We start from the raw sequence: 10872 nt of genomic DNA, 5'->3' as shown, positions 1-10872 counted from the left end.
CGCGAGGAGCAGCAGGAGCGCGAGGAGCAGCAGGAGCGCGAAGAGCAGCAGGAGCGCGAGCAGCAGCAGCGCGAGGAGCGCCAGGAGCGTGAGGAGCGCCAGCAGCAGCAGGAGGAGGAGAGGAAGCAGCAGGAGGACGAGGAAGACGGCGAGTGAGGCCGCTTCCCCGAGCCGCCGCCGCGGTGGGCGCCCTGGGCGCCGCCTGCCTGGTCTGGGCGACCGCGGTCGAGCCCCGCTCCTTCCGGCTGCGCCGGGTCACGGTGCCGCTGCTGCCGGCCGGCGCCCCTCCGCTGCGGGTGCTGCACGTCTCCGACATCCACCTGCACCACGACCAGCACGCCAAGCAGCGCTGGCTGTCCCGGCTGGGTGCGCTCGAACCCGACCTGGTCGTCGACACCGGCGACAACCTGTCCGACGCGGAGGCGGTCGGACCGCTGGGTGAGGCCCTCGGGCGCCTGCTCGACCGTCCGGGCGTCTTCGTGATGGGCAGCAACGACTACTACAGCCCCGTGCCGAAGAACCCGCTGGGCTACCTCCGCCGTGGCGGCACCGGCCCCAACCGGTCGCTGGAGCGACCGGTGGACCTGCCCGTCGACGAGCTCCGGCAGCAGCTCGGCCGGGGCGGCTGGCAGGACCTGACGCACCGCCGGGTCAGCCTCGAGCTGCACGGGGTGCGGGTCGAGCTGCGCGGCACCGACGACGCCCACCTCGACCGCGACGACTACGCCGCGGTGGCGGGGCCCGCCGGGCCCGGTCACGACGTCGTGCTGGGCGTCACCCACGCCCCCTACCTGCGGGTGCTCGACGCCATGGCCGCGGACCGGGTCGACCTGGTGCTCGCCGGTCACACCCACGGCGGGCAGGTCTGCCTGCCGGGCGGGCGTGCCCTCGTCACGAACTGCGACCTGGACCCGGCGCGCGTCAAGGGCCTCAGCTCGCACACCGCCCGCACACCCGAGGGCGACCTGCACACCGCCGCCCTGCACGTCAGCGCCGGCGTGGGCGGCTCGCGGTACGCCCCCTACCGGTTCGCCTGCTTCCCCGAGGCCACCCTGCTGACCCTCGTGCCGCGCTCCGCCACCACCGGCTGACCGGTCCACCCGGCCGGTCGAGCGGTGGCCCGGGAGGGTCCGGTGCGGACGATGTGCGTGGACGCGCGCGCATCCGCTAGACTCGGCGACGGCCCGCAGCCCCCACCGGGGAGCGGGCCCGGTGCCCGTCAGGGCTCCGGGGTGTGGCGCAGCTTGGTAGCGCGCTTCGTTCGGGACGAAGAGGTCGCAGGTTCAAATCCTGTCACCCCGACCACCTCCGCCCCAGGTCTGCTGGTCAGGCCTGGGGCGTTCCCGTGCCCGGACCGGCACGGTCCTCCACCTCCTGGACGCACCGCTCGGCGGCGTCCGCACACCTGCGCGCGACCCATCGCCCCGCGGCTCCGCGCGGCGTCCGGGGAAGCGCTTTCCGCCGCGTACGTCAAGGGTTGGTAACGCGGCTCCTCCTTCGTTGACATCGATCGTACGCGTAACGAATACTCCAAGGCAGCCGGGCATCGGAGCCCCTCGCAGGCCCCGTCCCCGCCCGGCATCACAGCGCTTCTCAGCAATGGCGAAGGGAAAGCAGATGGGTCTCAGTCGGAGGCAGCTCCTGATCGGTGCCGGACTGGCCGGTGCCGCGGGCATGACGGGTCTGACCGCGTGCGGCGGCTCGGGATCGGGGGGCGGCAGTGATGACGGCTCGGCGGCCCTGACCTTCACCTGGTGGGGCAACGAGGTCCGCAACGCCAACACCACCGAGGCCATCGAGGCCTACACCAAGGCCAACCCGGGCGTGACGATCGAGCCGCAGCCGGGTGAGTGGAACAGCTACTGGGACCGCCTCGCGACCCAGACGGCCGGCAACACCTCCCCCGACATCATCCAGATGGACATGGCCTACATCAGCGAGTACGGCGACCGGGGCGCCCTGCTCGACCTGGAGGAGCACGGCATCGACACCTCCAAGTTCCTGCCCGGGACGGTGGACTCCGGTCGCATCGACGGCACCCTGTACGGCGTCAACGCCGGCATCAACACCCCGATCCTGATGGCCAACCCCGAGCTGTTCGAGAAGGCCGGGATGGACATGCCCGACGACACCACCTGGACGTGGGACGACCTGATGGAGATCGCGGCGGAGGTGGCCAAGGGCGCCGACCTCGACTTCGGGGCGTCCTCGGTGTTCAGCGCCGACTCGATGTTCTCGGCGTTCCTGCGCCAGAACGGCAAGGAGCTCTTCACCCCCGAGGGGCTGGGCTTCGAGGTGGCCGACGCCACCGCCTGGTTCGACATGATGATGCGCTTCTTCGAGGCCGGGGCCATCGGCACCGCCGCCCAGATCAGCGAGGAGTCGACCAAGACGCTCGACCAGAGCACCCTCGCGGTGGGCACCGGGGCCATGCAGGTCTACTGGTCCAACCAGGTCGAGGCCGTCAACAACGCCTCCGGCAAGGAGATGGCGCTGCTGCGCTTCCCGAGCACGACCGGCAAGGCCACCGACCGCAAGGCCTGGTACAAGGCCTCCATGCTGTGGTCGGTCTCCAGCCGCACCGAGGAGCCCGAGGCCGCGGTGGCGCTGATCAACTGGTGGATGAACAGCACCGAGTCCGGCATGATCAACCTCGCCGAGCGGGGCATCCAGCCCAACACCGAGGTGCAGGCCGCCATCGAGGGCGAGCTCTCGCCGGCCCAGCAGGCCGTGTCGAAGTTCATCTCCGACATCGAGCCCGAGCTGGCCGCCACGCCGATCGCCCCGCTGCCCGGCGGCGGCACCCTGGGTGCGGTCATGTTCCGGTACCAGACCGAGGTGCTGTTCGGCCGCACGAGCACGGCCGACGCGGCCCAGGGGTTCGTGGACGAAGTCACCTCCAACCTGACGGTCTGACGCATGAGCGCCATCTCCGAGCTCTCGCACCTCAAGGTCAGCAAGGCCCGTACACCGGAGGAGAAGGCGGCCCGCCGCAAGGAGAACAGCCGGGACAACAAGGCCGGCTACCTCTTCCTGCTGCCGTGGCTGGTGGGGCTGGTGGTCATCACCATCGGGCCAATGATCGCCTCGCTGTACCTGTCCTTCACCGACTACAGCCTGATCCAGGCGCCGCAGTGGTCGGGCGTGGACAACTACGTCCGGATGCTCGAGGACGACCGGCTGCACAACTCGCTGCGCGTCACCTTCGTCTACGTGTTCGTCTCGGTGCCGCTGCAGCTGGTGGTCGCGCTGGCCATCGCGCTGCTGCTCAACGAGGGCATGAAGGGTCTGTCGTTCTACCGCTCGATCTTCTACCTGCCCTCGATGCTGGGCGGCTCGGTGGCCATCGCGCTGCTGTGGCGCCAGCTGTTCGGCACCGACGGCCTGGTCAACCAGGTGCTCCGGCTGCTGGGCGTGGACGCGACCATCGGCTGGATCGCCGACCCCGGGTACGCGCTGTGGACGATCATCCTGCTGCACGTGTGGACCTTCGGCTCACCGATGGTGATCTTCCTGGCCGGGCTGCGGCAGATCCCGAGCATGTACTACGAGGCGGCCTCGGTCGACGGCGCCAGCCGCTGGTCGCGCTTCGTCAAGATCACGCTGCCGCTGCTGTCGCCGATCATCTTCTTCAACCTCGTGCTGCAGGTGATCGGGGCCTTCCAGTCCTTCACCCAGGCGTTCGTGGTCTCCAACGGGACCGGCGGGCCGTCGGACTCGACGATGTTCTACACGCTCTACCTCTACCTGCGTGGCTTCGGGCAGTTCCAGATGGGCTACGCCGCCGCCATGGCCTGGTTGCTGGTGGTCATCGTCGGGGCCCTGACCGCGGTCAACTTCCTCCTCTCCAAGTACTGGGTGTTCTACGATGACTGACCTGCAGACCCGCTCCGCCACCGCCGCTCCCGAGGCGTCGCCGGCCCGGGAGCCCGAGAGCCGCCCGGTGGCGGCCCGACGCGCACGCTCGGTGGTCAAGCACCTGCTGCTGATCGCCGCCAGCCTGCTGATGATCTACCCGCTGCTGTGGCTGCTGGTGAGCTCCTTCCGGCCGACGGACGTCATCTTCCGCACGCCCGGGCTGTGGCTCAACGACCTGTTCACCGAGAACTACACCGGCGGCTGGTACGCCCTGGGGAGCCCTTTCAGCCACTACCTGGTGAACTCGCTGCTGGTGGTGGTCGGGGCGGTGGTCGGCAACCTGGTCTCGTGCTCGCTGGCGGCCTACGCCTTCGCCCGGCTCAAGTTCCGGCTGCGGACCCTGTGGTTCTCGATCATGCTGGTGACGATCATGCTGCCCATCCACGTCGTCGTGGTGCCGCAGTACATCATCTTCAACCTGCTCGGCTGGGTGAACACCTTCATCCCGCTGGTGCTGCCGAAGTTCCTGGCCACCGACGCCTTCTTCGTCTTCCTGATGGTGCAGTTCATCCGGGGCATCCCGCGCGAGCTGGACGAGGCGGCCCGGATCGACGGCTGCGGGCACTGGCGGATCTTCACCCGGGTGATGCTGCCGCTGATGGGTCCGGCGCTGGCCACCTCGGCCATCTTCACCATCATCTGGACCTGGAGCGACTTCTTCACCCCGCTCATCTACCTGACCGACCCGGAGAAGTACACGGTGCCGCTGGCGCTGCGCTCCTTCCTGGACGCCACCAGCGGCAGCAACTGGGGTGCCATGTTCGCCATGTCGATCGTGTCCCTGGTCCCGCTGTTCCTGGTCTTCCTGTTCGGCCAGCGGTTCCTGATCCGGGGCATCGCCACCACCGGGATCAAGTAGCAGCCCTCCCCCGTCGGGTCCGAGGCGCGCCCAGGCGGGCACGGCTAGGGTGACGCCGAGGACTCGACGGGGAGGTGCACCGGGGTGGACAAGGTGGTCGCCAGCGCGGCGGAGGCCGTCGCGGACGTCGCCGACGGCTCGAGCCTGGCCGTCGGCGGCTTCGGCGTCTGCGGGGTGCCGGAGGTGCTGATCGAGGCGCTGCTCGAGCAGGGCGCCACCGACCTCGAGGTCGCCTCGAACAACTGCGGGGTCGACGGCTTCGGGCTGGGACGGCTGCTGGCCGCCCACCGGATCCGGCGGGTCACCGCCTCCTACGTCGGCCAGAACAAGGAGTTCGCCCGGCAGTACCTGGCCGGCGAGCTGGAGGTCGAGCTCACCCCGCAGGGGACGCTGGCCGAGCGGCTGCGCTGCGGCGGCATGGGCATCCCGGCCTTCTACACCGCCTCCGGCGTGGGCACCCTGGTGGCCGAGGGCGGCATCCCGTGGCGGTACGGCCCCGACGGCGAGGTGCTGGTCGCCTCACCGCCCAAGGTGACCGAGAGCTTCGCCACCCGTGACGGGGTACGGGAGTTCGTCCGCGAGCACGCCATCGTCTCCGACTTCGGGCTGGTCCGGGCCTGGAAGGGCGACCGGCACGGCAACCTGGTCTACCGGCGGGCGGCGCAGAACTTCAACCCGGTCTGCGCCATGTCCGGGTCCGTGACGGTGGCCGAGGTGGAGGAGCTGGTGGAGCCGGGCGAGCTGGACCCGGACCAGGTGCACACCCCCGGCGTCTTCGTGCACCGGGTGGTCCCGCTCACCGCCGAGCAGGCGGCCGCCAAGCGGATCGAGAAGGTCACGGTCCGCCCGCGGCCGGCAGGCGGGGAGGCCCGATGAGCTGGACCCGCGACCAGATCGCCGCCCGGGCGGCGGCCGAGCTGACCGACGGCTCCTACGTCAACCTCGGCATCGGCCTGCCCACCCTGGTGCCCAACCACGTGCCCGACGACGTGGAGCTGGTGGTGCACTCCGAGAACGGGCTGCTCGGCGTGGGGCCCTACCCCTGGGAGGGCGAGCAGGACCCCGACCTCATCAACGCCGGCAAGGAGACCGTCACGCTGCGCCCCGGCGCGGCCACCTTCCACTCCGCCGACTCGTTCGGGATGATCCGCGGCGGCAAGATCGACGTCGCGGTGCTCGGCGCCATGCAGGTCTCCGAGCGCGGCGACCTCGCCAACTGGGTGGTGCCCGGCACCATGGTGAAGGGGATGGGCGGGGCGATGGACCTCGTCCACGGCGCCCGCCGGGTGCTGGTGGTGATGGAGCACCTGACCCGCGACGGCCGCTGCAAGGTCGTCCGCGAGTGCTCGCTGCCCTACACCGGACGCCGGGTGGTGGACCGGGTCATCACCGACCTGTGCGTGCTCGACGTGACCCCGGAGGGGCTGCGGCTGGTGGAGCTGGCGCCGGGCGTCAGCCGGGAGCAGGTGCGGGCGGCCACCGAGCCCGAGCTCCTCGACTGAGCCTCAGCGGGGACCGGCGACCGGTCCCGACGGGTAGGGCTGCCGGTGCGGCTCGGACGTGCGGCGTCGCCGTCCACCGATCACCAGGGCCGCGGCGATGAGCCCCAGAGCGACGTAGCCCAGCAGGCCGAACCCGGCGCTGACGAACCCGATCGACTGCGGCCGCCAGCCGGCCCCCAGCAGCGCCGCCGGCGTCACCGTGCTGAGCACGGAGGTCAGCAGCAGCAGCGCCCCGGCGGCGAGGCCGAGCTGGCGCACCCGGCCGGCGCTGAAGAGACCCACCACGAGGAGGAACGCGGTGTGCACCAGCACCGTCGGCACCAGGGCGAGCAGCAGCATCCCGGACCCGGCCACGGGCTCGTCCTCAGCGTCCGGTGCCGGCGTAGACGACGGCCTCGGAGTCGGCGTCCAGCCCGAAGGCGGTGTGGGCGGCGAGGACGGCGGCGTCCACCCGCTCGGCGTCCACCACCACCGAGATCCGGATCTCGGAGGTGCTGATCATGCCGATGTTGACGTCGGCCTCGGCCAGCGCGGCGAAGAACTTGGCGGTGACGCCGGGGTGGGAGCGCATGCCCACACCGACCACCGACACCTTGCCGATCTGGTCGTTGTAGAGCAGGTCCTGGTAGCCCACCTCGTCCTTGACCCCCTCCAGCGCCTGCACGGCCTTGCGGCCGTCGGTCTTGGGCAGGGTGAAGGAGATGTCGGTGCGCGAGGTGTCCACGTGCGAGACGTTCTGCACGATCATGTCGATGTTGATCTCGTTGGCGGCGATGGTCTCGAAGATGCGCGCCGCCTCGCCGATCCGGTCCGGGACCCCCACGATGGTGATCTTGGCCTCGCCGCGCTCGTGGGCGACCCCCGAGATCANGCCGATCCGGTCCGGGACCCCCACGATGGTGATCTTGGCCTTTTTTGCTTGCTCCATCAGACGTCCTTCCATGTCGGAGAGGTCCTTGACCCACGTCCCGGCCTTGTCCGAGAACGACGATCGTACGTGCACCGGGACGTCCTCGCGGCGGGCGTACTCCACGCAGCGCAGGTGCAGGATCTTCGCCCCCGACGCGGCCATCTCCAGCATCTCCTCGTAGGAGATCTCGGGTATCTGGCGGGCGCTGGGCACGATCCGCGGGTCGGCGGTGTAGACCCCGTCCACGTCGGTGTAGATCTCGCAGAACTCCGCGCCGAGGGCGGCGGCCAGCGCCACCGCGGTGGTGTCGGAGGCACCCCGGCCCAGGGTGGTGATGTCCTTGGTGTCCTGGGAGACCCCCTGGAACCCGGCGACGATGACGATGTCGCCCTCGTCCAGCGCGGACTCGATCCGACCCGGGGTGATGTCGATGATCCGGGCGTTGCCGTGGGTCCCGGTGGTGATGACCCCCGCCTGGGAGCCGGTGAAGGAGCGCGCGGTGGCCCCGAGGTCGGCGATGGCCATGGCCAGCAGCGCCGCGCTCATCCGCTCGCCGCTGGTGAGCAGCATGTCGAGCTCGCGCGGGGCGGGCATCGGCGAGACCTGCAGCGCGAGGTCCATCAGCTCGTCGGTGGTGTCTCCCATCGCCGAGATCACCACGACGACCTCGTGGCCCTCCTGCTTGGTGGCGAGGACCCGGCGGGCGACGCGCTTGATGCTCTCGGCGTCGGCGACCGACGATCCACCGAACTTCTGCACGACTCGAGTCACGGCGAACACTGTGCCACGCGCACCGTCGCCCCCGTCCCGCGGCCAGCAGGTGGGAAGCAGTCCCACGCGCGGGCGACGGCCCTGGAGGACCTCGCGGCCCGCGCGCGGCAGAATGACGTCATGCCCGACGTCCCCGACCAGCCCGCCCCGCGGATCGGCGACCGCGAGCGCGACCTGGCCGTGGAGTACCTGCAGGAGCACCACGCGGCCGGGCGGCTCTCGACCGCGGAGTTCGACGAGCGGATGGGTCGGGCGCTGGCCGCCCGGGTGGAGGCCGACCTGCTGCCGCTCTTCGTCGACCTGCCCGAACCGCGGATCGGCCCCGGACGCTCGGTCGCCGAGCTGGCGACCCGGGCGGCGGCGCCGGTGCCCACGGGCCCGAGCCGGCGGATGGTGGTGACCGGCAAGCTGCTGGCGGGCGCGTCGTGGCCGGTGGCCATCGTCGCGGCCTCGCTGCTGGGCTGGGGCTCCTTCTGGTGGTTCGTCTTCATCCCGCTCTTCGTGACCCCGTGGCTGCTGGGCGTGTTCGGGCTCGACGAGGACGGCGAGCCGGGCGGTCAGCGCGACGACGAGGACGACTCCTCCCGCTGAGCCGGTCGAAGCGGTCAGGATGTGACCGCTGACTGGGTCACCATGGGGCCATGGCCGCCACCAGCGCACGGACCCTCCGGCTGCTGTCCCTGCTGCAGATCCACCGGTTCTGGCCGGGTCCGGAGCTCGCCGGCCGGCTGGAGGTCAGCGAGCGGACCCTGCGCCGCGACATCGAGCGGCTGCGCGAGCTCGGCTACCCGGTCCGCTCGACCCGCGGCACCGACGGGGGCTACCAGCTGGAGAACGGGGCCGCCATGCCGCCGCTGCTGGTCGACGCCGACGAGACCGTGGCCATCGTGCTGGCGCTGCGCAACGCCACCTCCGGGGCGGCGGCCGGGCTGTCGGAGGCGTCGCTGCGCGCACTGGCCAAGGTGATGCAGGTGCTGCCCCGCCCGCTGCGGCGCCGGGCGGAGGCGCTGGAGCAGATGACCCAGGCCCGCGCCTGGGACCCTCCGCCGGAGCTGGCCGCGGACGTCCTCACCACCCTGGCGCTGGCCTGCCGCGACCAGGTGCGGGTGGAGCTGGAGCACCGGCGCGGGGACGTCGACCCGGTGCGCCGCAGGGTGGAGCCGCTGCGGCTGGTGCCCCAGGGGCGGCGCTGGTACCTGGTGGGCTACGACCTGCTGCGCCACGACTGGCGGTGCTACCGGGTGGACCGGATCAGCGCGGTCTCCCCCACCCGCGAGGCCTTCGCGCCGCGCCGGCTGCCGGCCGCGGACGCCGCCGAGTTCGTGGCCGTGTCCACCAGCGGCAGCCACGCCGGGGAGCGGGTGGTCGCGGAGGTGGAGACCGGGGAGGCCCACGCCCGGGCGTGGATCGGACGGTGGGCGGAGGTGGAGCCGCTGGGCGAGCAGCGGTGCCGGGTCACGATGCAGACCGACGAGCCGCACTGGGCGCTGCACGCCCTCAACAGCCTGGACGCCGACTTCACCGTGCTCGCCCCGGACTCCTTCCGCGCCGAGGTCGCCCGGCGGGCGGAGCGGATGCTGCGCGCCGCCGGGGTGGCGGCGGGCGGGGGCGCCACGGACTAGCCTCGGCCCCATGACGACTCGATGGGGCATCGCCGGGACCGGCCGGATGGCCGCCTCCTTCGCCCAGGACTTCCCCGCCGCCGACGACGCCGAGCTGGTCGCCGTCGGCTCGCGCCGCCCGGAGAGCGCCCAGGCCTTCGCCCGCGAGCACGGGGCGGCGCGGGCGCACGGCTCCTACCGGGAGCTGCTGGCCGACCCGGAGGTGGACGTCGTCTACCTGGCCACCCCCCACCCCCAGCACCACCGGCTGGCGCTCGCCGCCGTCGAGGCGGGCAAGCCGCTGCTGGTCGAGAAGGCCTTCACCGCCACCCTCGCCGGCGCCGAGCAGGTGGTCCAGGCCGCCCGTGCCGCCGGGGTGTTCTGCATGGAGGCGATGTGGACGCGCTTCCAGCCGGCGGTCGTCCGGGCCCGGGAGCTCGTCGCCGAGGGCGCCATCGGCGAGGTGCGGGCCGTGCAGGCCGACCTCGGCGCCCACCGCGACTTCGACCCCACCGACCGGCTCTTCTCCCCCGAGCTCGGCGGCGGCGCCACCCTCGACCTCGGCGTCTACGTCATCAACGTCGCCCAGCAGTTCCTCGGCACGCCGAGCGTGGTGCAGGCCGCCGGCTCGACGTACCCCAACGGGGTGGACGCCACCGTCAGCTACCTGCTCGGCTACGACGACGGCCGCTCGGCGTCCCTGGTCTGCTCGCTGGAGTCCCAGACGGCCGGCCGCTCGCTGGTGATGGGCACCGAGGGCCACCTCGAGCTCGAGCCCCGCTTCCACCACCCGGCCAGCCTGGTGCTGCGCCGCCACGGCCGCGAGCCGGAGGCCATGAACCTGCCCCCGACCGGCAAGGGCTACAGCCACGAGATGGACGAGGTGGCCCGCTGCCTGGCCGCGGGGCTGACCGAGAGCCCGGTGATGAGCCTGGACGACACGCTCGCCGTCCAGGCCGTCATGCAGACCGCGCTGGACCAGCTGGGCGTGCCCGTCGCGGAGGACACCACCCTCACCGTCTGAGCCCGGTGCGCGCTCTGCGCGCGCACCGGGCCGTGCGACATCAGACCCGCTCGACGCGGAACCGCAGCCCCAGGTCGTCGTCGCGGCGCCAGTCGTCGCCGGGCTGCTCCCGGGTCATCTCCACCGCCAGCACCTCCCCGGCCACCAGGTCGGCGTGCTCGGTGAGGGCCTCGGCGAGCTCGCCGTCGCCGGCCCACCGCAGCGTGATGCGGTCCGAGACCTNGGTCGGCGGTGTAGACCCCGTCCACGTCGGTGTAGATCTCGCAGAACTCCGCGCCGAGGGCGGC

Annotated in this window: 12 protein-coding genes and 1 tRNA gene (1 of these 13 running past the window's edge); 11 read left to right on the top strand and 2 right to left on the bottom strand. The window is 71.9% G+C overall.

Annotation, left to right across the window (positions count from 1 at the left end):
* The 8 genes from GC722_RS02590 to GC722_RS02555 all read left to right on the top strand — a co-directional run.
* Positions 1-156, top strand: partial view of a PASTA domain-containing protein gene (locus GC722_RS02590; RefSeq protein WP_156607579.1) — the end only. Its footprint begins 579 nt before the window's first position; the window shows 156 of its 735 coding nt (coding positions 580-735); its start codon lies beyond the left edge, outside the window; the stop codon is at positions 154-156.
* Positions 153-1091 (top strand): metallophosphoesterase, encoded by a 939-nt coding sequence (locus tag GC722_RS02585; RefSeq protein WP_331714320.1) that lies wholly within the window; start codon positions 153-155, stop codon positions 1089-1091. The genes GC722_RS02590 and GC722_RS02585 overlap by 4 nt, the downstream gene beginning before the upstream one ends.
* A 137-nt stretch (positions 1092-1228) precedes the next feature.
* Positions 1229-1305: transfer RNA gene (locus tag GC722_RS02580), tRNA-Pro, on the top strand.
* Between the two features lie 369 nt (positions 1306-1674).
* A complete protein-coding gene (locus GC722_RS02575; protein ID WP_197429711.1) occupies positions 1675-2916 on the top strand; it encodes an ABC transporter substrate-binding protein in 1242 nt (413 codons plus the stop codon).
* A 3-nt stretch (positions 2917-2919) separates the two neighbouring features.
* Positions 2920-3876 (top strand): carbohydrate ABC transporter permease, encoded by a 957-nt coding sequence (locus GC722_RS02570; protein ID WP_156607575.1) that lies wholly within the window; start codon positions 2920-2922, stop codon positions 3874-3876.
* A complete protein-coding gene (locus GC722_RS02565; protein WP_156607573.1) occupies positions 3869-4777 on the top strand; it encodes a carbohydrate ABC transporter permease in 909 nt (302 codons plus the stop codon). The genes GC722_RS02570 and GC722_RS02565 overlap by 8 nt, the downstream gene beginning before the upstream one ends.
* Before the next feature lie 84 nt (positions 4778-4861).
* Positions 4862-5653, top strand: coding sequence for a CoA transferase subunit A (locus tag GC722_RS02560; protein WP_331714319.1), 792 nt, complete (start codon positions 4862-4864; stop codon positions 5651-5653).
* Positions 5650-6279, top strand: a complete 630-nt coding sequence (locus tag GC722_RS02555) for a CoA transferase subunit B (protein ID WP_156607571.1) — start codon at positions 5650-5652, stop codon at positions 6277-6279. The genes GC722_RS02560 and GC722_RS02555 overlap by 4 nt, the downstream gene beginning before the upstream one ends.
* A 3-nt stretch (positions 6280-6282) precedes the next feature.
* Here GC722_RS02555 and GC722_RS02550 read toward each other — a convergent pair whose 3' ends face one another.
* Positions 6283-6633, bottom strand: coding sequence for a hypothetical protein (locus GC722_RS02550; protein ID WP_156607569.1), 351 nt, complete (start codon positions 6631-6633; stop codon positions 6283-6285).
* Between the two features lie 10 nt (positions 6634-6643).
* The gene (locus GC722_RS02545; RefSeq protein WP_331714318.1) at positions 6644-7960 is read right to left on the bottom strand and encodes an aspartate kinase; all 1317 of its coding nucleotides are present in this window, start codon (positions 7958-7960) and stop codon (positions 6644-6646) included.
* A gap of 120 nt (positions 7961-8080) precedes the next feature.
* Here GC722_RS02545 and GC722_RS02540 point away from each other — a divergent pair, with 120 nt between their 5' ends.
* From GC722_RS02540 to GC722_RS02530, 3 genes are read left to right on the top strand one after another with little or no spacing between them, the layout of a single operon-like run.
* A complete protein-coding gene (locus tag GC722_RS02540) occupies positions 8081-8551 on the top strand; it encodes a DUF1707 SHOCT-like domain-containing protein (protein WP_156607567.1) in 471 nt (156 codons plus the stop codon).
* 50 nt (positions 8552-8601) lie between these two features.
* Positions 8602-9582: a helix-turn-helix transcriptional regulator gene (locus GC722_RS02535; RefSeq protein WP_156607565.1), complete on the top strand. Its 981-nt coding sequence runs from the start codon at positions 8602-8604 to the stop codon at positions 9580-9582.
* Positions 9583-9592: 10 nt separating this feature from the next.
* Entirely contained in the window at positions 9593-10585 is a 993-nt protein-coding gene (locus GC722_RS02530; protein WP_156607563.1) for a Gfo/Idh/MocA family protein, read from the top strand.
* Positions 10586-10872 lie beyond the last annotated feature (287 nt).

It is taken from the genome of Auraticoccus cholistanensis (assembly GCF_009742705.1).
Lineage (GTDB): Bacteria > Actinomycetota > Actinomycetes > Propionibacteriales > Propionibacteriaceae > Auraticoccus > Auraticoccus cholistanensis.
The sequence above is the reverse complement of the archived record's forward strand: the minus strand, read 5'-3'. Positions and strand labels throughout refer to the sequence as shown.